The organism is Paractinoplanes aksuensis (assembly GCF_024137025.1).
Classification (GTDB): Bacteria; Actinomycetota; Actinomycetes; order Mycobacteriales; family Micromonosporaceae; genus Actinoplanes; species Actinoplanes aksuensis.
Genome location: NZ_JAMYJR010000002.1, coordinates 461129 through 483413 on the forward strand (window position 1 = coordinate 461129; position 22285 = coordinate 483413).

Below are 22285 nucleotides of genomic sequence, written 5' to 3' on the forward strand. Positions count from 1 at the left end.
CCGGTGAAGCAGGATGCCCGTCGTGCCTGCCTACCTGGATACCGAGCGCCTGACGCTGCGCCACTTCACCGCCGCCGACGCCGACCTGCTGACCGAACTGGACAGCGACCCGGCCGTCATGAGGTTCCTGTCCGGCGGCGAGCCGACCCCGGCCGACCACTACCGCCTGCGCGGCATGCGGAACATCCTGGCCGGCTACGAGCGCTGGAACGACAACTTCGGCCTGTTCGCGGCCCACGAGAAGGGCGGCGGCGCCTTCATCGGCTGGTTCCTGCTGCGCCCCGAACCGGACGGCCCGCTCGACGAGGTCGAGCTCGGCTACCGGCTGCGCCAGGCGGCATGGGGCCAGGGGTACGCCACCGAGGGCTCGCGCGCGTTGCTGGCCAAGGCGTTCACCGACCTCGGCGTACGCCTGGTCTGGGCCGAGACGATGAAGCTGAACATCGCGTCCCAGAGGGTGATGGAGAAAGCCGGCCTCACACTGGCCGGCCCCCTCGAAACGCCCGAGGACATGATGATGGTCGAGGGCGCTGAACTCGGCGGCGTGCGCTACGAGATCACCAAGACCCAGTGGGAACAGCGCTGACTATGACTCTGCCGGCCGAGGCCGACGTTGTGGCCCGGCTGCGCCGGACCGCCGTCGGAGCGGGCGAGGGCTTCACTTTGATCTTCACGCCGGAAGGCAACGCGTACCGCCGACTGATCGAGGGCTGACTCGTCCGTTCGGTGAGCTGGTACAAGTTAGACGTGCTGTGGGCCATCGAGTGGATTGTGCTGGGGATCGGTAGCGCGACCGCCGTCGTGTACGGCGTGCGCCGGCACCGGCCCGCGCGGACCGGGCCGTGGCTGCTGCTCGGCGGGGCCGTCGTCGCGAGCGCGGGCGGCGACGTGCTGACCGCGCTGGGGTGGCCGGGGCCGGCCGAGATCTGTTTCTACGTCATGTTCGTGCTGGTGGCCGCCAGTCTGCTGCAGTTCACCCGGGCCGGCGCGATCCTGGTCGACCGGGCGCGGCTCATCGACCTGCTCGCGTTCGCTTGTTCCACGTTGCTGGTGGCGTGGGTCTACGTCGTCGGGGACGCGGGCCAGATCGGGGACATTTCCGGGGCGTACGTCATCGGGGCCTTGCTTCTGCTGGCCGTGGTCGCCCGTGTGCTGGTCGCCGTGGGGCGCAACGTCTCGGCCGCGCTGCTGGTCGTCGGGGCGGTGGGCGTGCTGGTCAGCGACATCGTGCAGCCGCTGTGGCCGGGGCGGCTGAGCGAGACCGGATTCGTGGTGCTCTACCTGGCCTGGGGCGCCGCCGCGCTGCACCCGTCGATGGTGAGGCTGACCGAGCCCGCGACGCCGCGGTCGAGCCCGTGGCGCGGGCGCTGGGCGGCGCTGCTGGGCATCTCCGTCGCCACCCCTCCGGTCGTCCTGCTGCTCGAAGCCCTCAGCGGCACGGTCAACGACGGCGTGGTGATCGCGGTGGCCGGTGCGATCACCCTGCTGCTGGCCATCACCCGGCTGACCGACTCGGTGACCCTGAACGGGCAGGCCCTGGCCCGGGAGCGCGGTCTGCGGCAGGCCACGGCCGCGCTGGTCGCCGCGGCCGACCCACCCGCCGTGGACGAGGCCGTCCGCGCCGCGATCGCCCAGCTCATGCCCCCGGACGCGATCCGCCGCACGGTCTTCGCCGGCGACGACCGTGACCTCACCCTCCAGGCCGCGCCCGGCCCACCGCTGCGTAGCTGGTGGAAGGACGACGCGAACGGTGACTACGCCACGCTGGTCTGCCCGCTGCGGCTGGAACCGCTCGCGGTCGCCCGGCCCGGCGGCGGAGCGCTGATCCTGGAGGGACGCCGGGACACGCTGACCGCCACCCGCGACACCCTCGAGGTGCTGGCCGGTCAGGCCGCGCTCGCGCTCGATCGCATCGCCCTGGTGGAAGCGGTCGGACGCCGCGACAGCGACCTCTATCTGCGCGCGGTGATCCGGAACAGCGCCGACATCACCCTGGTGATCGACGATGACCAGCGCGTCCGGTACGCGAGTGACTCGCTGCGCGAGCTGCTGGGCGAGCTGCCGCCGCTGGCCACCCTGGACGACCTGGTGCACCCGCACGACCGCGACGAGGTGCGCCGGAAGTTCCGCGAGGCGGGTGACGGCGTGGTGTTCTGCTCGCTGGTGCGGGCGGACGGCAGTCAGGTGATGGTCGAGGCCACGTACCGTGATCTGCGCGGGGACCGCCTGGTCCAAGGCTTCGTGGTGACGATGCGAAATTTCGCCCGGGGCCGTGAGCCGGACTCACGGCCGCCCCAGCGCGACAATGTGAACCGGCGCAGCGCCCAGCACAAATTTCGCTACTGACGTCTGGCTACAGTTTCGACATGCTCGTGTGGGTCGCGTCGTTCCCTCGCTCCGGCAACACCTTCCTGCGGATCGTCCTCCACCACCTCTACGGCATCCGGACCTCGACCGTCTACGACGTCGACGGCGTCGCCGAACGTCTCGGCGGAGACCTGATCGGATACACCGAGCGATCGGGAAGTCTCGCGGAGATGAGGGCGTCCGACGAGCCGCACTTCATCAAGACCCACCGGCAGCGGGACGCCGACGTCGAGGAGAGCGACCCGGCGATCTGCCTGGTCCGGGACGGCCGCGACGCCCTGGTGTCGTGGGCGCGGCAGGCGAGCGAGGAGGATCCGGGCCGCTACGAAGCCGAGCTGCGGGCCAAGATCTCGCGCGTCGGCCACATCGGGACCGGAAGCTGGGGAAACAACGTCCTCAGCTGGTTGCAGCCACCGGCGCCCCACCGCATCCGGCTGCGATACGACGACTTGATCCGCGATCCCGTGGCCGCCGTGACACCGATCATCGCCGTGGTGGCCCCCGCTCTGGCTCAGCGGCCGAACGCCGTCATCCCCTCGCTCGACGACCTGCGACAACACGACGACCGCTTCTTCCGCCGCGGTCGCACCGGTAGCCACCAAGACGAACTACCCGCCGAAGCACACCGGTTGTTCTGGTCACGCCCCGACAACCAGGCCGCGATGAAGTTGCTCGGTTACACCGCTCCTGACGTGGTCTGATACCGGACAGGGACTTTCCCCGCCGGGCGCTGACCGGAAGACTCGCGGTGCGCCGTCGGTGGGAGATCGCATGGGGCACGTCTTCATTTCGTATGTCACTGAGGATGCCGTAGCCGTCCGGCGGCTGGCCCGTGCGCTCACGGCCTACGGGATCGAGGTGTGGCTCGATCGGGAGCAACTCGAGCCGGGGGTCCGGTGGGCGTCGGCGATCCGGGCGGCGATCCGCGACGGCGCCTTTTTTGTTGCTTGCTTCTCGCGGCACTACGGCGCCCGCCAAAAGACGTTCATGAACGAAGAGATCACCGTGGCCGTCGAGGAGCTCAGGCTTCATTCGACCGACCACGCGTGGTTCCTGCCGGTCCAGCTCGACGATTCCCCGGTGCCGGATCGGGACATCGGCGCCGGGGAGACGCTCCGCTCCTTGCAGTGGACGAAGCTGTACGAGGACTGGGACGAAGGGGTGTCCCGTCTGCTCCGGACCATCGAGCCCCGATCCGCCCGGCTTCTCGAACTCGAAGTGGCGCTGCGCAGCGACTCGGCGCGCGAGCGCATAGCCGCGCTCGACGACGTGGCCCGGCTGGGCCCCCATGCGGCCCGGGTGGGGTCCGCACTGTTCGTCCAACTGGAACATCCCAATCAGACGGTGCGCCGCGCCGCGGTCGGGGCCCTGAGCCGGGTGGCCGGCCCGAAGCGGGAAGTCGTGGTGGCTCTGCTGACACTGATTGCCGATCGCAAAGACGATCACAAACCTCGGGACCGCTACCCGTACGACGCGGAGGCCGCGAAGCGGTGCCTGGCCGGGTTCGGGGCGGACGCCGTCCCCGTCCTGCTCGAGGCCGCCTCGGCCGAAGCGCGACTGGTCAGGCCGGCCGCGGCCGTGATCAGCGAAGTGTCCGACCGTCGGGCCACGGATCGCCTGGTGGCCGAGCTCAAGAACGAGCAGGACGCGATCCGTGCGGCGAGCGCCGGGAGCCTCGGCCGGATCTTTGCCCCACTCGGTTCGTACTCCAATTTCCTCAACGACAAACTTCCGATCAACAACATCGATACCGAGCACCTGCCCGAGCTGCACGGTGCCGGCGTCGAAGCGGCTCTGCTCGAGGTCTTGACCGATCGTGAGCCCTCCGTGCGGTGGAACGCCTGCTTCGCCCTGGGCCGGATCGGACGTCGGGCGAGCGCGGCCACACCTCATCTGGTGGAACGGCTGGATGATGACAGTCCGTGGGTGCGCGGTTTGGCGGCGGGGGCGCTCGCTAATATCGGCGACATCCCGCCCGAGGTGAAACCCAGACTGATAGCGCTGCTGTCCGACGAGCATTACGTCGCCACCAGGGCCGCGTTCGCTCTGGGCAGCCTGGGACCGGCCGCGTCCGACGCCGTGCCGTCACTGATCGAGCACGCCGAACGGATCAACGAATACCAGCTCTACCAGGCGCTCGGCGCCATCGGTGACCCGCGCGCGATCCCCCTCCTCGAGAAAGGCACGTCGCACAGACACGACACCTTCCGACAGGTGGCCATCACGGAACTCGCCAAGTTCCGCGCCCCTGAACGTCAGGCCTGAACGCCTCAGCCGTCCAGGCCGGAGCACGAGATCCCCAGAAGCGCCCGCTCGCGGGCAGCAGCAGGAGCAGGCGTTCGGCCGCGCTTCGGGTGGGATCCGGCTGGCTCGCGACGCTCACGAGGTCCGGCCAGGAATACGCCGGCCCTCGGAAGTGACCCTCGAGCGCGGCCACCGTCACAACCGCAACGTCCCCCACCCATGAACTGGCGTCGGTGAGCACCGAATCATCAACCGGCGGGTGGAAGTCGCTCAGATAGCGCCGCAAAGACACCGCGGCAGTGTGCCAGACGACTTTCACCCCTGGGCGGGCGTCTCCTTCGTCACCAGGCGGCGGTTCTCCTCGCCCGAACTGACCGACAGCGCCCACCCCGAGACCGAGGACGCCCGGCGTGACGCCGTGATCGTCTTGCCCTTGGTGGCGTCGGGGCAGGGCTGGCCCGCGGTCGGCGGGACCGACGTGCCGGAGATGCCGAAGCTGGCGCCCGTGATCCAGAAGCCGACCAGCTTCCCGCTGTAGCCCTTCACCGTGCCGCGGCCCTTGTCGAGCACGGCGGCGTTGCGCAGCTCGTAGCGGCCGAACTCGCGGTAGTGGGTCACCGGGAACGGCTTCTTGCCGCAGGCCACCGTGTAGGTGTCGTTCGTCCAGAAGTCGTGGTTGAAGACCAGGGTGGACGCCTTGGCCGAGAGCGTCGTGTCGGTCCACCCGAACGCTTTCTGCAGGTCGGCCCGGGCCACGTAGCCCTTCATCGTCTTCGGGTCGTAGGTCACCGCGGCCGCGGCGGGGGCGGACACCCCGGCCACGAGAGCCAGGGCGGCGCCGACGGTGGCGAGACGGAGAAGTGCGTTCATTGATTGACTCCTGGGCTGCGGGGTTCCGTCGGAACTAACGATCATGGTCAGTCGTGGGATGCGGGCAGGACGACGGTGAAGACGCTGCCCGCGCCGGGGGCGGGCGCGGCCCGGATGTGGCCGCCGTGGGCGTCGACGATGGCCTTGGTGATGGCCAGGCCGAGGCCGGTGCCTTTGTGGCCCTGGCGGACGGCGTTGCTGGCCCGGAAGAAGCGGTCGAACAGCCGGTCGTACTCGTCGGCCGGCACCCCGATGCCGGTGTCGGCCACCTCGATGACGACGTCGCCGGCCAGCCGGGCCGTGACCGTGACCCGGCCGCCCTCGGGGGTGTACTTCACGGCGTTGCTGACCAGGTTGTCGAGCACCTGCCGCAGGCGCACCGGGTCGGCCAGCACGGGCAGGTGGCGCGGCACGTCCACGGTCACGATCAGGCTCTTGGCCTGGGCCGCCGGCTCCTGGGCCTGCACCGATTCGCGGACCAGGCGGCCCCCGGCGAGCGGCTGCGGGTCGATGTGCAGCTGCCCGGCCTCGAGCCGGGCCAGGTCGAGCAGGTCGTCGACCAGGTGCTGCATGTGGGTGGACCGGCGGTCGATCACCTCGGTCAGGTGGCGTTGCTCGTCGGTCAGCGACGGGTCGTCGAGCAGGGTCTCGCTGTAGCTGCGGATGGCGCTCAGCGGGTTGCGCAGCTCGTGGCTGACCATGCCGACCAGCTCGTCCTTGAGCCGCGCGAGCTCCAGGGCCAGCTCCTCGGCCCGCCGCCGTTCCATGTGCCGGCCGAGGTGGGCGCACACGCCGTCCAACAGGTCGAGCACGTCCGGGTCGGGTTCCTGGGGTACGGCCGTGAAGAACAGCAACACGCCGAGCACCCGGTCGTCGGAGCGGACCGGCACCCCGATCGCGCTGTGCAGGCCCGCGGCCCGAACCTGGGCCGCCCGTAACACCGTACGGGGATCATCGAGCACTTCCGGCAGCCAGAGCTCGCTGTCGGTGGCCCAGATGTGCCCGGCCAGCCCTTCGCCCCGGCGCACGTGCACGGGCCGGTCGGGGATGCCGTGCCCGGGGGCCCACCACGAGCCGACGCGGTCGATGGTGTCCCCGTTGACCTGCCAGAACTCGCCTACCGCCCATTCCAGCCCGGCCCCCACGGCCGCGACCGTGCGGTCGGCCGCCTCCTCGGCGCTGTGGGCGTCGGCCAGCCCGCGGGCGACGGCCAGGCGCAGCTCGCGGAACACTTCGGCCTGCCGCTGCTCGGTGATGTCGTGCATGGCCACGACCGCGCCCAGCCGGTGCCCGTCCGGCGTCTCGAGCGGGCGCGCGTTCACCGCGAAGCGGCGGGGCGCCTCGTCGGCCCGCGCGATCACGACCTCGGCGTGGTCGACCCGCTTCCCGGCGTACGCCTGGGCCAGCGGAACCTCGTGCGGCTGCAGCAGCGTACGACCGTCGGGGTGGTAGAGGTCGTAGGCCCGCGGCCAGTCCTCGGCCCGCAGCTCCCGCGCCCCGCAGCCGTGGATGTCCCGCAAGGCCTGGTTGAACAGCGTCAGCCGGCCGTCCTCGTCGCAGGCCCCGACCCCGGTGTCCAGGCTGTCCAGCAGCGCCTGCAGGAACGCCCGCTCCTGCTCGAGCTGGCGCTGGCCGGTCCGCCGGTCGCTGATGTCGTGCAGGAAGGCGTGGAAGCCGCCGTCGTGCTGCAGCAGGCTCATCTCGATCGGGAACTCGGTGCCGTCGCGCCGGCGGGCGTGCAGCTCGACCCGCTTGCCGACCAGGGTCGAGACGCCGCCGCTGTGCATCCGGGCCAGCCCGGCGGCGTGCGCGGCGGCGAACCGGCCGGGGATGATCAGGTCGGCCACCGGACGGCCCTCGGCCTCGTCGGCGGGATAGCCGAACAGGCGCTCGGCGGCGGCGTTCCAGCCGGTCACCACCCCGTAGGCGTCGATCGAGACGTGCGCGTCGGGCGCGTGGTCGAGCATGCCGCGCAGCCGGTGCACGGTGGTGGCACGGTCGTGCTCGGTGGCCCGCAGCGCCATCTCGGACTCGGCCGCGGCCGCCAGGTCCTCGATGAGCAGCAGCTCGCGCGGCTCCCAGTCGCGCGGCCGGTCGTCGAGCACCCCGAACGCGGCCAGCGGATAGCCGTCGGGGCTGCGGATCGGGAAACCGGCGTACGCGACGACGCCCCCGGCCACGGCCGGGTGCCCGGCCACCCGCTCGTCGGTCCGGGCGTCGCAGACCAGCACCGGCGCGTCGGAGTCGACCACGAGCCGGCAGAACGTGTGCGCGGGCGGCGGGCCGGACTGCCCGGCCACCGTTCGGTCGTCGGCCCCGACCAGCGACACGACCGCCCGGGCGGCCCGCAGCTGGTGCGCGGCGGCGCGGGCCAGCCGGTCCAGTGACGGGTAGGGCGGATGGCCGACCATGCCGGTGTCGCGCAGGCGCCGCAGCCGGACGGCGTCGCTCAGCCGGCCGTCCGCACCGGTCGTGCCCGCTGTCGGCCCCACTCTCCGTTGTTCGGCCGGGTCGCCCCGGGCCTGAGCCGGAAAACGGAAGTCGTCGCGCAGGCCTCTTGTCAGCTACGGAATCAGTGGAATGATGCTTGCCAAACCATGGAGATCCTGCGTCTGGAGATCGCGTGACCGCCAAGACCGTGCTGCACAACTTCATCGGTGGCGCCCCGGCCGCGCCCGCCGAGGGCCGATACGAGGACCTGATCGACCCGGCCACCGGCGAGGTGTTCGCCTCGGCCCCGGTGTCCGGCCGGCCCGACGTCGACAAGGCGATGGAAGCAGCCGCCACGGCGTTCGAGTCCTGGCGTAACACCACGCCCAGCGAGCGGCAGCAGGCCCTGCTCAAGTTCGCCGACGCGGTCGAGGCGCGGGCCGACGATCTGGTCCGGGCCGAGTCGCGGAACACCGGAAAGCCGCTCGGCCTCACCGCCAGCGAGGAGCTGCCGCCCGCGATCGACCAGCTCCGCTTCTTCGCCGGCGCCGCCCGGCTGCTCGAGGGCCGCTCAGCCGGTCAGTACATGCAGGGTTTCGAGAGCTATGTGCGGCGCGAGCCGATCGGCGTGTGCGCCCAGGTCACGCCCTGGAACTATCCGCTGCTGATGGCCGTCTGGAAGATCGCGCCCGCGCTCGCCGCGGGCAACGCGGTCGTGCTCAAGCCGTCCGACACCACCCCGGTCACCTCGGTCATGCTGGCCGAGATCGCGGCCGAGTTCCTGCCCGCGGGCGTGTTCAACGTGGTCGTCGGCGACCGCGACACCGGCCGCGAGCTGGTCACCCACAAGACGCCGCAGATGGTGTCGATCACCGGCTCGGTCCGCGCGGGCATGGAGGTCGCCTCGGCCGCCTCGGCCGACCTCAAGCGCACCCACCTCGAGCTGGGCGGCAAGGCGCCGGTGGTCGTGTTCGACGACGCCGACGTCGAGGCCGCGGCGGCCGCGATCGCCGAGGCCGGCTACTTCAACGCCGGTCAGGACTGCACGGCCGCCACCCGCGTGCTGGCCGGCCCGCGCGTCTACTCCGACTTCGTGGCCGCGCTGAGCGAGGCGGCCAAGGGCACCAAGACCGGCGCCGCCGACGACGAGGACGTGCTCTACGGCCCGCTCAACAACGCCCGCCAGTTCGAGCGGGTGGCCGGCTTCGTCGACCGCCTGCCCGACCACGCGGTGCTGGGCGCGGGCGGCTCGCGGGTGGGCGACCGGGGCTACTTCTACTCCCCCACCGTCGTCTCCGGTCTGAAGCAGACCGACGAGGCCGTCCAGGACGAGATCTTCGGCCCGGTCATCACCGTCCAGCAGTTCAGCGACGAGGACGAGGCGGTCCGCTGGGCCAACGGCGTCGAGTACGGCCTGGCCTCCTCGGTGTGGACCAAGGACCACGGCCGCGCGATGCGCATGACCCAGCGGCTCGACTTCGGCTGCGTGTGGGTCAACTGCCACATCCCGCTGGTGGCCGAGATGCCCCACGGCGGCTTCAAGCACTCCGGCCACGGCAAGGACCTGTCGGTCTACGGCCTCGAGGACTACACCCGGCTCAAGCACGTGATGCACTCGCTGGGCTGAAGAACGTGGGGGCCGCTGGCGGGCGGCCCCCGCTCCACTTCATCGTTCCTGAAGTTCCCAAGGGCTTCCGTACGCCGTGAGCAGCTCGAGGAACGGCACGGGATCGAAGGCCTCGGGTCCCAGCACGCCGGCGCCGGTCCACGTGCCGTCGGCGAGCAGCTCGAGGGCCACGATCGGGTTCACGGCCGTCTGCCAGACCACGGCCTGGGCCCCGTACTCGCGCATCGACCACTCGTTGTCGACCAGGTGGTACAGGTAGACCTCGCGCGGGTTCCCGTCCTGGCCCGTGCCCTTCACCCACGTACCGGCGCAGGTCTTGCCGGTCATTTTGTCGCCCAGCGTGGCCGGATCGGGCAGCACCGCCGCCACCACGTCCCGCGGCGACACCTCTTTGTCGCCGACGCGAACCTTTTCGGTGCGATCCAGGCCCAGCTTGCGCAGCGTCTTCAGCACGTCGATGAACTCGGTGCCCAGCCCGTACTTGAAGGTGACCTTGCCCGCGTCGACCCAGCGCGGGATCAGCAGCACTTCCTCGTGCTCGACGTGCACGCACTCGACCGGCCCGATGCCGCCGGGGAAGTCGAACACCTCGGGCTCGGCGAACGGCTCCACCGTGTACCAGCCGCGGTCCTTCTCGTGGATGACCGGCGGGTTCAGGCACTCCTCGATGGTCGTCCACACCGAGAACGACGGCGCGAAGTCGTAACCCTCGACGACCAGATTCGCCCCGTCGCGTACGCCTATCTCGTCGATCCGGTCGAACAGGTGCACCGCGGCGTACTTGGCGAAGATGTCCGACAGTCCCGGCTCGACGCCGATGCCGACCAGGGCGAGCTTGTTCTGATCTTGGAATTTTGATTCGGCGGCGAACTGCTCGTCGCCCAGCTTGACGCCGGTCTGGTTGTACGGGTCGGTGGGGTGCGGGCGGGACAACGACATCGCCATGTCGAGGTAGTGCGCGCCGGCCGCGGCCGCTCCCTCGAACACCGGCATGACGAACCGCGGATCGACGGCGTTGAAGACGTGCGTGATGCCGTGCTCGCGGCAGAGCTCGGCCACGGCCTCCGCGGACGAGGCGTCGATCTTGGCGGCGACGAAACGGGCGTCCTTGCCCTCGGCCGCCTTCTCGGCGCGCGCCAGGTCGTAGTCGGCGATCACGAACAGGTCGAAGAAGCTGCGGCGGGCCGCGATGGCAGCGGCGGCGGATCCGACACCACCCGCTCCGACGGCGAGGATGCGCATGAGGAACCGTACCTTTCGGGCATTTGAGACGCTCGATCACTGAAACCGTGCGTGCAGAGCCTCCGTGCCACGGAAAAGCTTGTCAAGAGCGATCAACTCTGCGATAAACGCAGTCGTCGCTTTTTGATGAAGGAGGCTTGGCGGTGCGGAATCCATCGACGGTCTCGATACGAACGAGTGATTCCATTGCCGTCCATCCGCCTGCCGGGAAGAATCGCGGCGTGACGGCGGACCTGGCACTGGACGACATCAACAAGCAGATCATCGAGCACCTGCAGCGCGACGGACGCATGTCCTACGCGACGCTGGCCAAGACCATCGGGCTCTCCGAGGCGGCCGTGCGCCAGCGCGTGCAGCGCCTGCTCGACGGCGGTCTGATGCAGATAGTGGCGGTGACCGACCCGCTCACGCTCGGCTTCGCCCGGCAGGCCATGGTCGGCCTCAAGGTCAACGGCGATCTGCGGGCCATCGCCGACGAGATCGCCCAGATCCCCGAGGTCGACTACGTGGTGATCTGCGCCGGCGGCTTCGACCTGCTCGTCGAGCTCGTCTGCACCGACGACGAGCACCTGCTCGACCTGCTCAACGAGAAGGTCCGCTCGATCAAGGGCGTCATCGCGTGCGAGACGTTCATGTACCTCAAGCTGGCCAAACAGACGTACGCGTGGGGAACTCGATGATTCCGTCCTTCTGGCTGAGCACCCTCGAGCCCGTGACACCCCGGCCGCCGCTGCCCGGCGACCGGTCGTACGACGTCGCGATCGCCGGGGGCGGCTACACCGGACTGTGGACGGCCTACTACCTCTCGCAGCTCGCGCCGGACCTGTCGATCGCCGTGCTCGAGGCGTCGTACTGCGGGTTCGGCGCCTCCGGCCGCAACGGCGGCTGGGCCTCGGGCCTGTTCCCGGTCAGCGAGGCCAAACTCTCCGGGAAGTACGGGTCCGAGCGCGCGCGGGCGATGCATGCGGAGCTGGCCGACGCGGTCGACGAGGTGGGCCGGGTCGCCGCCGCCGAGGACATCGACTGCCATTACGCCAAGGGCGGCACCATCTCGCTGGCCCGTTCGCCGGCCCAGCTGCGCCGCGCCCGTTCCGCGCCGGGTTTCCTCTCCGCGCCCGAGGCGAAGGCGATCTGCAACGCGACCGACGTGCTCGGCGGCGTCTACAGCCCCGACTGCGCGGCGCTGCATCCGGCGCGCCTCGTGCGTGGCCTGGCGTCCGCGGTCTCACAAAAGGGCGTCGACATCTACGAGGGCACCCGCGTGCTGTCGCTCGAGCGCGGCCGGGTCGTCACCGACCACGGCACGGTCACGGCGGGCACGGTGGTGCGGGCGCTGGAGGGCTACACGGCCCAGCTGGCCGGCCACCGCCGCGCCCTGGCCCCCGTCTACTCGCTGATGATCGCGACCGAGCCGCTGCCCGCCGCCGACTGGGACCGCATCGGCCTGGCCCGCCGCGAGACGTTCACCGACGAACGCCACATGATCATCTATGGTCAGCGCACCGCCGACGACCGCCTGGCCTTCGGCGGCCGCGGCGCGCCCTACCATTTCGGGTCGCGCATCGAGCCCTCGTACGACCAGGTCCCCGAGGTCTTCGAGAGCCTGCGCCACACGCTGACCGACATGTTCGGCATCCGCCCCGAGATCGCCTACCGCTGGGGCGGCCCGCTCGGCATCCCCCGCGACTGGATGCCCAGCGTCGGCCTCGAGGACGGCATGGCCTGGGCCGGCGGTTACGTCGGCGACGGCGTGGCCGCGGCCAACCTGGCCGGCCGCACCCTGGCCGACCTGATCACCGGCACCGAGTCGGTACGCACCACGCTGCCCTGGGTCGGCCACCGCTCCCGCCGCTGGGAACCGGAGCCGCTGCGCTGGCTGGGCATCAACGCTGCCCTGCGCGCCACCACCCTGCGGGACGCCCTCGAGAAGCACCCCGCGCCGGCGCGTTAACCCGCGACCCGCATCCGCTCGCACAGCCCCCGCAGCGCGGCCGCCTTCTGCTCGCCGCGACAGGCCACCTGCAGGTCCCGCAGCAGCCCCGGCAGCAACGCCACCGCTCGCGCGTAGTCGCAGTCGTGCCGCAGCCGCCGCACCAGCGCCAACTCGCCCACCAGCTCGGCTGCCGCCCGCCCCGCTCCCAGGTCGTCCCGGCCCGGGTCGATCTCGACCAATGCCGTACGGATCCCGTGCACCCCCAGTTGGGCCGCCACCGCCCGCGGATCGCCCGCCGGCATCACCGTCCCCGTCAGCTCCACGACCGAACACTCGAGCGCCGCCGCGATGCCACCCAGCACGAACCGGTTGTCGGCCGCCTGCAGCCCGCGCTCGATCCGGCTCCACGACGCGTGCGAGATCCCCGCCCGGTCGGCCGCCTGCCGGACACTCCAGCCCCGCACCTGCCGCCGCCGTCTGATCCGCTCCCCGATGCTCATCCGCACCCCCTCCTCCCGCTCACCGTAGGACGAGGCCCCGGGCCCCTTGTTACGTCCGCGTACCGCCTTGTAGATTGCCTCTGACCTTGACACCGACCGGGGAGGTGAGACCCATGACCGCACGACAGGAATGGGCGCTCCCCCTTCGGCTGAGGTAACCATCGCCGGGAGCGCCCCCGCAGGCCCTCCCGAAAGGCTTCACCACCCATGTATGACGTCGTCATCGTCGGCTGCGGTCCCACCGGCGCCCTGCTGGCCGCCGAACTGCGCCTGCACCAGGTCCGGGTCCTCGTCCTCGAACGGGAGACCGAGCCCACCGCCGCCATCCGCATCGTCGGCCTGCACATCCGCAGCCTCGAACTGCTGGCCATGCGCGGCCTGCTCGACCGCCTGCTCCCGCTGGGCCGCCGGCGCCCCGCCGCCACGTACTTCGCGGCCATCGACCGCCCGGCCCCGGCCGACCTGGACTCCCCCTACGCGTACCTGCTGGGCATCCGCCAGCCCGCACTGGTGCAGGTGCTCGAAGACCACGCCTCCACCCTGGGCGCCCACATCCGCCGCGGCGCCACGGTAACCACCGTGGACCAGACCGACGACCACGTCACCGTCCACCTGCACACCGGCGAGAAACTCCGCTCCCGCTACCTGGTCGCCTGCGACGGCGCCCACAGCACGGTCCGCAAGGCGACAGGAATCGCCTTCCCCGGCGAGCCGTCCCGGAACGACACCCTGATGGGCGAGCTGGCAGCAACCACCGCGCCCACCAGCTCATTTCCCCGGCTGACCTTCACCCCGACCGGCAGCGGCACCTACCGGGTCATCGTCCCGGCCCCGGAAATCAGCACACGGTCCGACCAACCGACGATCCACGACTTCCAGCAGGCCCTGCGCGCGTTGACCGGCACCGACTTCGGCCTCCATTCCCCGCGCTGGCTCTCCCGCTTCGGCGACGCCACCCGCCTGGCCGACCACTACCGCGTCCACCGCGTCCTGCTGGCCGGCGACGCCGCCCACGTCCACCCACCCATCGGCGGCCAGGGCCTCAACCTGGGCCTGCAGGACGCCGTCAACCTCGGCTGGAAACTGGCCGCCGACGTCAACGGCTGGGCCCCACCCACCCTGCTGGACACCTACCACGACGAACGCCACCCCGTAGCCGCCGCAGTCCTCGACAACACCCGGGCCCAGACCGCCCTGCTGGCCCCCACCCCCGGCGCCCGAGCCGCCCGCCACCTCCTGGAAGAACTGACCGCCTACGAAGACGTAGCCCGCCACCTGGTCCGCAAGGTCGCCGCCCTCGACATCCGCTACGACTTCGCCGGCACCCCCGACCTCCTGGGCCGCCGCCTCCCCGACCTCGAGACGAAGAACGGCCCCCTCTACCCCCAACTGCACCGAGCCCGTCCCCTCCTCCTCGACACCACCGAACGCCTGACCACCGGCCCCTGGTCGGACCGCGTAGACCACCTGCCCGACCCCACCGCCGCCCTACCGGCTCCCGCCCTCCTGCTCCGCCCCGACGGCCACATCGCGTGGCTCGGCACCACCCAAAACGACCTGAACACCCACTTGACCCGCTGGTTCGGCACCCCCACGGCTTGACCCTGACGCAGCGTCAACCCCGCACGCTGGACGCCATGACCAGCTCGACCTCGACCCCGAAGTGGACCGGCCTGGTGCCGGTCGACGACACGGCGTTGTCCGTCACCGACTCCGGCGGCGACGGGACGCCGGTGATCTATCTCAACGGCCAGTTCGCGACCCAGGGCTACTGGCGGCGGGTAGTCGCCGAACTAGGCCGGGACTGGCGCCACGTCACCTACGACGAACGGGCCCGTGGGCGCCGGTCCGGCCGGTCGGCGGACTACTCGTTCGAGGCCGCCGTCCGCGACGTCGGCGCCGTGCTCGACGCCCGCGGTGTCGAGCGGGCCCTGGTGGTCGGTTGGTCCTACGGCGCCTTCGTCGCCGCCCACTGGGCGAGCCGCCACCCCGACCGGACGATCGGCGCCGTACCGGTCGACGGCGCCCAGCCCCACGACTGGCTCACGGCCGAGATGGAACAGGGCATCCGAACGACTTTCCGCCGCCTGCAATGGCTGACGATCCCCCTGCGACTGACCGGGTTGACCCCGCGAATGACCGCTCAATGGCCGACCGGATCCGCCAGGCACACGCCTTCTTCCAGCACCGCACCGACACCCAAAAACCTCACCACGGCCGCGCCCTGGACCTCACCTCGGCTACCCCCGAGTTACGGACAAGACTTCTGGCCAGGCGCTCAGCCGCCGGCGACCACCTGACCCTCCCCCACCCCGTCGTGGACTACCTGAACCGCCTACGCGACCTGGGCGTAGGCGAGCCCTACATAGAACTCGAACGAGACGCCTGGATCATGCTCGCCGCCCAGGACCCCACCAGCATCGACACAGTGATCGCCGAAAAGAACCGCCACCTCGACGACACCCCTGACATGACCCGCCTCTACCTACTACTGAGCACCGCCCCGTCGTGGCCCCCCGACGACCCCCAATCCACGACCTCCGCAAACGCGCCCTATAAACCGGCGACCTACAAATCAGCGACACCGACCGGACAGACCCGTTCGCCACCATGCTGGACACAGCCATGACCGAGTCCGCCCCCATGGCCCGACAACTACTGAAACTCCTCGAACAACGTGGCTGGCGCGGCTGGACCCAACTGAACCAGGCCCCCGAAGAACCAGATCAACAACCGAGCGCGCCCATCTGAACGAGCAACCGGCACGGTACGAACGCGCACCCCACCACCGAGGCCGGCCTGGGTAACAGAAGGTCTTCCTAGGCCACAACGCGGCAGCCAGACCCCCACCCGCACGGGTTCCCCCAGCCCAGCCCCGCCACCAGCGAAGCGCCGACCACCACGCAAGAGCGAGGTGAACCCCACGCGAGGTCGGGGGGGGGGGGGGGGGGGGCGGGGGGGGGGGGGGGGGGCGCCCCCGGGGGGCGGGGTCCGCCCCCCCCCCCCCCCCCCCCCCCCCCCCCCCCCCGACCGTCCCACCGTAAGTAACTCCAACCGTCCCACCGTAGGAAACGCTCGACCCCGATCCACCTCGCCCGGGTTACGGTTTTCGGGTAGTCACTTCCGTTCCCGGCCAGAAGGGACGTAATGCGGCTAGACGAGACAGCGCAACCACCGATATCCCGCTTCGAGTTCGCCACCCACGACATCGGAGCAGCCCACGATGTGCTCCGGCAGATCTACGCCAACCACACGTTCCGGATCCACCGCACAGCGGAGAAGTTCGTCTACCGCCACACGGCCGTGGACGCCGGCCTGATCAAGGCGGTCCGGGTCACGTACACGATGGACGTGACAGTGGATTTTCAGCCCACGGACAATCTGATCTTCGTGGCCCTGGCCAACGGCCGCGTCGACACCCACGACGGCCGCGCGGTCACCCGCACCGGCCCCGGCGACGTGCAGTTGCACCGCCCCGGCCGTCCGTTGACCAACCACTGCCGCGACTTCGACATGTTCAGCATCAACCTGAACCCATCCGTGGTGGCCGATGTAGCCTCGGCCCGAACCGGTATTGCTCCCCACGACGTGCGTTTCGACGGTTCGGCGCCCGTCTCGAAGGAACTCGGCCGCTACTGGTGGGACACCATGGCGTACCTGCATGGTTTTCTCACCGGCCCGCCCGGCCCGGCACAGAGTCCCCTGGCCGTGAGCGCCGCTGCCGACCTGGCCGCCACAGCCGCCCTGGTCACGTTCCCGAACACCACCATGGCCACCCCTGACCGCCCGGTGACCGGCCCGCCCGCGCCCGCCTCAGTTCGCCGGGCCGTCTCGTACATCGAATCCCATGCCGGCGAACCGATCACCGCAGCGTGGATCGCCGAGGCCGCCCGCGTCACCCCCCGGGCGTTGCAGGCCGCCTTCCGCCGGCACCTAGACACCACCCCCATGGCCTACCTGCGCCGGGTGCGGCTGAGCCGGGCCCACCGTGACCTGGTGGAGGCCGACCCGACCGCCGGCGACACGGTGGCCGCGATCGCCCACCGCTGGGGCTACCTCAGCCTGAGCCATTTCGCCGCCGACTACCGGGCCGCCTACGGCCGCACCCCGCGCCAGACCTTGATCTACTGAGCCTCCACCGGCAACCACAGTTCGGTGGTGGCCCGGCTGAAGTCCTCGGCCCGGTCGAGCACCGCGACGATCGACGGCCCGCGCCGCAACCGCCACGGATTCGACGGGAACCAGTCGGTGGCCGTGGCCGCCCACGTCTTCTGCAGCGACGACGGATAGTCACCACTGCTGCGGAACACCGCCCACGTTCCGCCCGGCACCTCGATGCGGTCGAGGTCGTCCGGCACCGGAACGGCTGCCGTCACGGCCACCCCGTGCAGGTAGGTCAGCTCGGTGCCTTCGGCCGCGTCCGGTTCGAGGGTGTCGCTGACGGCCAGCAGTCCACCCGGTTCCGTGTCCGACAAGGATCGCAGCCGTTCGTGCTCCGCGGCCGGCTGCCCGGCCACGTGGGCCTCGATGTGCGGGTTGACCCCTTCGTAAATCAGCGGCACGCGGGCCGCGTGCCCCACCAGCCGGAATGACGGCAGTTCGACAATGCGCGTGTCCATCGGTTCGCTCCCTTCGACGGTCAGGCGGAACCTGACCTGTGGTTGTGTCCGAAGGGGTCCGCCGTCGCGCCGCACGTCGCCCGGCCCGGCCCCGTGCACGGCCTTGAACGCCCGCCCGAAGGCCTCGGCCGACCCGTACCCGTGCCGCACCGCGATCCCGAGCAGGTCGCCCTCGCCCCGGACGACGTCGGCCGCGGCCATCGTCATGCGCCGCCTCCGCACGTACTCGGAGAGCGGCATCCCGGCCAGGGACGAGAACATCCGCCGCAGGTGGTACTCGCTGCTGCCCGCCTCGCGCGCCACCGCGGCCACGTCCACGTCGTGTTGCTGCTCGACCAGGTCGACGAGCCGGTTGAGTGCTGCGATCACCGGACCCCCCTTCGCGAACCACTGTGCCGGGGCCGGCGCCACCACCGCCCGATCATTCTGGCCGGATTCGATCAGAACAGGGTGAGCGGCCCGGCCGGTTCGGGCTCGGGCAGCGGTTCCAGGCCCGGGACGAGTGCCGCCACCTCGGAATGGAAGCGCCGGGCCAGCGTCGGCGCGTCGGTGTTGTCGGGCGTGTGGATGAACACGGTCGGTGAGCGGCCCTCGCGCAGCCAGCGCGCGATCACCGGCAGCCACCGTTGCCACCCTTCGACCGTACGGGCCGGGTCGTCGCGCCCGAGGTAGCGGATCACCGGATGGTCGGTGAGGGCCTGCGGGCGTACGGGAAGCCGAGGTTTCTTCTGCCACGCGTCGCGTTCGGCGTCGCTGGTGGGCGGGGTGGCGAACATGACGCTGGTGTCGAACGGGACCAGTTCGGCGTCGGCCTCACCCAGGATCGATTCGAGCTGGACGAAATCGGTGGCGAAGGACGGGTGGCGCACCTCGACCGCGTAGCGGAAGCCCGCCGGGCGACGGCGCAGGAACGACGCGAGCGCGGGCAGGTCGGCCGGGCCGAACGAGGCGGGCAGCTGGATCCACAGCGCGTGAACCCGGGGCCCGAGCGGCTCGATCGCGTCGAGAAAGGCCTTCAGCGCCTCGTCGCCGCCGGTGAGCCGCTGGTCGTGAGTGACGATCCGGGGGAGCTTGAGGACGAAACGGAAGTCGGCCGGTGTCTGGCGGGCCCAGCCGGCCACCGTGTCGCGCGACGGCGTGGCGTAGAAGGTCGTGTTGCCCTCGACCGCGTTGCACCAGCCCGCGTACGCCTCCAGGTTGTCCTGCCCCGGGCCGACCACCCGGCCCGCCCAGGACTTGTGTGTCCACATCGCACAGCCCACGTGCAGCCGCATCTCCCCACCCCTTCGACGATCATCCGTGACACTAACGGGTTACCAAAAGCGAAACCCCCATCGGCCCCCGGAACGGGATGATCAACTCATTCTGCAAGACGTCATGACGAAAGGGGTATTGCAATGAACCGCATCACTCGGCTGCTCGCCGTGGCCGGCCTGGGGCTCGGCACCGCTGTTGCGATCGGCGCCGGTCCGGCTCAGGCCGCTCCCGCCACCCCGCAGGGTGCCGCGCAGACCGCCACCGGTGGTCACTACGGCTACGACGACGACGAGGTTGTCGGCTACTTCCGCTCGCGCGGTGCTTGCGAGCGGGTCGGCCGCGCGGGTGAGTGGCGTGACCGCTGGGACGACTACGACTGTGACCGGGTCCGTTTCGGGCACGGCCGTAGCGGCTACGTCCTGCGTGTCGACGACTGGAACGACAACTGGGACAACGACAACTGGTACGGCGGCTGGTACAACGGCTACCGCGGTGGCGACTACGGTTGGTACAACGGCGGTCACCGCTGGAACTTCGGCGGCAACACCATCGTTTTCCGCCGTTGATCTGAACCGGTGAACGGGCCACACTCCGGCCAGGGGTGTGGCCCGTCGCGTTTCCGGGAACAGCGGGCCCGTGACCACAGACGACCGGCCCGCGCCGCTGATCCGCCCACCGCGCCTGCGCACCGAGGAGGAGCGCGGCGCGTCCCGGCTCGAGCTCTTCTTCGACCTGGCCTACGTGCTGGTCATCGACCAGTTGGCCACCGGATTCGCCGACCATCTGAACCTGAGCGGCACGGCCACCTTCGTCGGGCTGATCGTCGTCACCTGGTGGTCGTGGGTCACCACCACGCTGTACGCCAACCGGTTCGACACCAACGACGTGCTCTACCGCCTGGCCAAGCTGGCGATGACGGGCGCGGTCGTCGGCATGGCGGCCGCGGCGCTCGGTGCCACCGGCAGTGAGGGCACCGAGTTCGCTCTCTGCTACCTGGCCACCCGGGTGCTGTTGCTGCTTCTTTACGTACGGGCGTGGCGCCACGTGCCCGAGGCCAGGCACACGATCGGCATTTATATCGGCGGCGCGCTCGCGTCGATCCTGCTCTGGACGGCCTCCCTCCCGGTCGACGGCCCGGTGCGCTACGTGCTGTGGGGCGCCGGCATCCTGGTCGAGGCGACCGCGCCCATCCTGGCCACCCGGCTCGGCGACAAGACCCCGCTGCACCTCGACCACCTGCCCGAACGGTTCGCGCTGTTCGTGATCCTGGTGCTCGGCGAATCCGTGCGTTCGATCGCCGTCGGGGTGCACGAGGAACACTGGGTCGCCGCGTCCGTGATCTCGGCCGGGGTCGCCTTCGCCGCCGTCGCCGCCTTGTTCTGGATCTACTTCGACCTGGGCGGCGCCGCCGGCAAACGCAAACTCGTCGAGGAGGGCGACGACCCGGAGACCGGGGTGGCCGACGCCTACATCTACGGCCACCTGCCGCTCATCGTCGGCCTGGCCGTCGCGGCGGTCGGCATCGAACAGTTCGTGGCGCACCCCTCGGGCGACCTGGGCGACACCGCGCGCTGGGCTCTGCACGGCGGAACGGCGCTGTTCCTGGCCGGCGTCGCGATGGTCATGATGGGCACGAGCGGCCGGTGGCGGTCGGCCTGGCCGTGGCCGGTCGCGGTCATCCCGCTGGTCGCCCTGCTCGGCCTGCCCGAGTTCCTGCCGCCGATGGCTTCGGTCATCCTCGTGACGCTGATCCTGGTCGCCACGGTCCTGGCCGGCATGAGAGCCCAAAGGCGAGGAGCCTTGCGTACGACCGAGGCCTGAGCAACGCGCTCGGAGCACTCGAACGTAATCACGCCGTCGGCGCCCCATCCGGATCGGCGAAAGCTGTCCGACAGTCCGACAGTCGGACTGTCAGACAGTCAGCACGATGCGCCCGAACACTTCGCCCGCGTCCATCCGCCGGTGCGCGTCGCTCGCCTCGGGCAGGGGCAGCACGTCGTGCACGACCGCGCGCAGTTCGCCCCGGGCCGCAGCGGCCAGGTTCCGCTCGCGGATCCTGTTGCGCGCTTCGACCGGCACCGTGTCCAGACTCAAGGTCCCGTACGACAGGGAGCGCCGGAACGACCGCAGCAGAGCCGATCCGAAGTCCGCCGGCGGATACCCACCGACCACTCCGAGCGACACCATCCGCCCGTTGTCGGCGAGCCGCTCGAGAAACACCGGCATCCCATCCCCACCGACCAGATCGACGATGACGTCGAACCCATCGGCGGCGCGCGAACCTTCCGAACCGAAACGCTCACTTTCTTGAGCGCCACGCGCAGCTTCGTGGCCGTTGCGTGCAGAATCTTGGCCGTCGCGGACAGCTTCGCGGCCGTCGCGTGCAGAATCGTGTCCTTCGCGTGCAGAATCGTGGCCGTCGCGGTCAGTCTGTTCGACGTAACCGGCGCGGTCGAGCACTACGGTGGCGCCCAGTTCCCGTAGCCGCTGGCCACGCTCCGGCGACGAGGTGGTCACTGCTATCTCGCGCGCGCCGCCGAGCGCGGCCATCTGGACGGCCAGAATGCCGATGCTGCCCGCCGCTCCTCGCACCAGCACCGATTCCCCTTGGGCGAAGTGGGCGTGGGCGAGGCCGAAGTGTGCGACCGGACCGGAACTGCCGATCGTCACCGCGTCCACCGGCGAGAGCCCTTCGGGCAGCGGGGTCACGTCGTCGAGCCCGGCCACCGCCTGCTCGGCATACCCACCGCCGAGGCCGGTGAAGGCCCAGACCGTCCGCCCGATCCAGCCCTTGTCGGCCGGGTCCCCCGCGGCGATCACCCGCCCGGCCACCTCGCTGCCCGGCACGAGCCCTTCGGGGAAACCGATGCTGCCGATGGTGCCGCGCCGGATGACCGCGTCGACGCCGCCGACCCCGATCGCCTCGACGGCGATGAGCAGTTGCCCCGGCGCCGCGACGGGTTCGGGCGCGTCGATCACCTTCATGCCGCTGGGGTCGCCGTACTTCTGAATGCTGATTGCCTTCATGATCGCGACGCTAACGGACGCCCCCGTCCACTTGGCTAAAGTGAGAGGTCATGGACGAGCAATTGCCTCAGATACCGAGCCACCCACCCATCGGCGGCGGCCGGGTCGCCCGCCGCGCGCCATCGTCAGCGGACGAACCGGCCCTCCACCCGGATACCCGCACCAACCG

Annotated in this window: 19 protein-coding genes and 1 pseudogene; 13 read left to right on the forward strand and 7 right to left on the reverse strand. The window is 70.6% G+C overall.

The annotated features are described in order from the left end of the window. Positions 1 to 22 precede the first annotated feature (22 nt). From M1L60_RS04175 to M1L60_RS04190, 5 genes are all read left to right on the forward strand, one after another. Complete coding sequence (locus M1L60_RS04175; RefSeq protein ID WP_253235913.1) at positions 23 to 586, forward strand: GNAT family N-acetyltransferase; 564 nt, start codon at positions 23 to 25, stop codon at positions 584 to 586. A gap of 2 nt (positions 587 to 588) precedes the next feature. Beyond that, complete coding sequence (locus tag M1L60_RS46825) at positions 589 to 714, forward strand: hypothetical protein (RefSeq protein WP_256515908.1); 126 nt, start codon at positions 589 to 591, stop codon at positions 712 to 714. Between the two features lie 12 nt (positions 715 to 726). Continuing rightward, positions 727 to 2346 (forward strand): PAS domain-containing protein, encoded by a 1620-nt coding sequence (locus tag M1L60_RS04180; RefSeq protein WP_253235914.1) that lies wholly within the window; start codon positions 727 to 729, stop codon positions 2344 to 2346. A gap of 20 nt (positions 2347 to 2366) precedes the next feature. Continuing rightward, a complete protein-coding gene (locus tag M1L60_RS04185) occupies positions 2367 to 3068 on the forward strand; it encodes a sulfotransferase domain-containing protein (RefSeq protein WP_253235915.1) in 702 nt (233 codons plus the stop codon). A 70-nt stretch (positions 3069 to 3138) separates the two neighbouring features. Further along, positions 3139 to 4632, forward strand: a complete 1494-nt coding sequence (locus tag M1L60_RS04190) for a HEAT repeat domain-containing protein (protein WP_253235916.1) — start codon at positions 3139 to 3141, stop codon at positions 4630 to 4632. Between the two features lie 294 nt (positions 4633 to 4926). On the opposite strand, the gene M1L60_RS04195 is transcribed toward M1L60_RS04190, so the two are convergent. Both M1L60_RS04195 and M1L60_RS04200 read right to left on the reverse strand, forming a co-directional pair. Next, complete coding sequence (locus M1L60_RS04195) at positions 4927 to 5481, reverse strand: hypothetical protein (RefSeq protein WP_253235917.1); 555 nt, start codon at positions 5479 to 5481, stop codon at positions 4927 to 4929. A gap of 47 nt (positions 5482 to 5528) precedes the next feature. Further along, entirely contained in the window at positions 5529 to 7973 is a 2445-nt protein-coding gene (locus M1L60_RS04200) for a PAS domain-containing sensor histidine kinase (protein ID WP_253235918.1), read from the reverse strand. A 131-nt stretch (positions 7974 to 8104) separates the two neighbouring features. Between M1L60_RS04200 and M1L60_RS04205 the strand changes: the two genes are divergently transcribed. Beyond that, entirely contained in the window at positions 8105 to 9538 is a 1434-nt protein-coding gene (locus tag M1L60_RS04205; RefSeq protein WP_253235919.1) for a gamma-aminobutyraldehyde dehydrogenase, read from the forward strand. Positions 9539 to 9577: 39 nt separating this feature from the next. On the opposite strand, the gene M1L60_RS04210 is transcribed toward M1L60_RS04205, so the two are convergent. After that, complete coding sequence (locus M1L60_RS04210; protein ID WP_253235920.1) at positions 9578 to 10780, reverse strand: saccharopine dehydrogenase family protein; 1203 nt, start codon at positions 10778 to 10780, stop codon at positions 9578 to 9580. Between the two features lie 221 nt (positions 10781 to 11001). Here M1L60_RS04210 and M1L60_RS04215 point away from each other — a divergent pair, with 221 nt between their 5' ends. Together M1L60_RS04215 and M1L60_RS04220 are read left to right on the forward strand one after the other, a co-directional pair. Further along, complete coding sequence (locus M1L60_RS04215; protein ID WP_253235921.1) at positions 11002 to 11460, forward strand: Lrp/AsnC family transcriptional regulator; 459 nt, start codon at positions 11002 to 11004, stop codon at positions 11458 to 11460. Further along, positions 11457 to 12731 carry an NAD(P)/FAD-dependent oxidoreductase gene (locus M1L60_RS04220; protein ID WP_253235922.1) on the forward strand — a complete coding sequence of 425 codons (1275 nt, stop codon included), beginning with the start codon at positions 11457 to 11459 and terminating at the stop codon, positions 12729 to 12731. The genes M1L60_RS04215 and M1L60_RS04220 overlap by 4 nt, the downstream gene beginning before the upstream one ends. On the opposite strand, the gene M1L60_RS47530 is transcribed toward M1L60_RS04220, so the two are convergent. Further along, entirely contained in the window at positions 12728 to 13213 is a 486-nt protein-coding gene (locus M1L60_RS47530; protein ID WP_274622863.1) for a helix-turn-helix domain-containing protein, read from the reverse strand. The two genes, M1L60_RS04220 and M1L60_RS47530, sit on opposite strands and share 4 nt — an antisense overlap. A gap of 207 nt (positions 13214 to 13420) precedes the next feature. Here M1L60_RS47530 and M1L60_RS04235 point away from each other — a divergent pair, with 207 nt between their 5' ends. The 3 genes and pseudogenes from M1L60_RS04235 (at position 13421) to M1L60_RS04245 (ending at position 17344) form a co-directional block, all read left to right on the forward strand. Next, complete coding sequence (locus tag M1L60_RS04235) at positions 13421 to 14815, forward strand: FAD-dependent monooxygenase (RefSeq protein WP_253235923.1); 1395 nt, start codon at positions 13421 to 13423, stop codon at positions 14813 to 14815. A gap of 35 nt (positions 14816 to 14850) precedes the next feature. Further along, positions 14851 to 15255 (forward strand): annotated as a pseudogene (locus tag M1L60_RS47700) (alpha/beta fold hydrolase); the annotation flags it as partial. Between the two features lie 1105 nt (positions 15256 to 16360). Next, complete coding sequence (locus M1L60_RS04245) at positions 16361 to 17344, forward strand: AraC family transcriptional regulator (RefSeq protein WP_253235925.1); 984 nt, start codon at positions 16361 to 16363, stop codon at positions 17342 to 17344. Here M1L60_RS04245 and M1L60_RS04250 read toward each other — a convergent pair. Beyond that, positions 17338 to 18201, reverse strand: coding sequence for an AraC family transcriptional regulator (locus tag M1L60_RS04250; protein ID WP_253235926.1), 864 nt, complete (start codon positions 18199 to 18201; stop codon positions 17338 to 17340). The two genes, M1L60_RS04245 and M1L60_RS04250, sit on opposite strands and share 7 nt — an antisense overlap. A 71-nt stretch (positions 18202 to 18272) precedes the next feature. Beyond that, on the reverse strand, positions 18273 to 19106 hold the full coding sequence (locus M1L60_RS04255) for a DUF72 domain-containing protein (RefSeq protein WP_498370522.1): 834 nt from the start codon (positions 19104 to 19106) through the stop codon (positions 18273 to 18275). A gap of 123 nt (positions 19107 to 19229) precedes the next feature. Here M1L60_RS04255 and M1L60_RS04260 point away from each other — a divergent pair, with 123 nt between their 5' ends. Then, positions 19230 to 19655 carry a hypothetical protein gene (locus M1L60_RS04260; protein ID WP_253235927.1) on the forward strand — a complete coding sequence of 142 codons (426 nt, stop codon included), beginning with the start codon at positions 19230 to 19232 and terminating at the stop codon, positions 19653 to 19655. A 70-nt stretch (positions 19656 to 19725) separates the two neighbouring features. After that, on the forward strand, positions 19726 to 20910 hold the full coding sequence (locus tag M1L60_RS04265) for a low temperature requirement protein A (protein ID WP_253235928.1): 1185 nt from the start codon (positions 19726 to 19728) through the stop codon (positions 20908 to 20910). A 90-nt stretch (positions 20911 to 21000) separates the two neighbouring features. On the opposite strand, the gene M1L60_RS04270 is transcribed toward M1L60_RS04265, so the two are convergent. Then, on the reverse strand, positions 21001 to 22116 hold the full coding sequence (locus M1L60_RS04270) for a zinc-binding dehydrogenase (RefSeq protein ID WP_253235929.1): 1116 nt from the start codon (positions 22114 to 22116) through the stop codon (positions 21001 to 21003). Positions 22117 to 22285 lie beyond the last annotated feature (169 nt).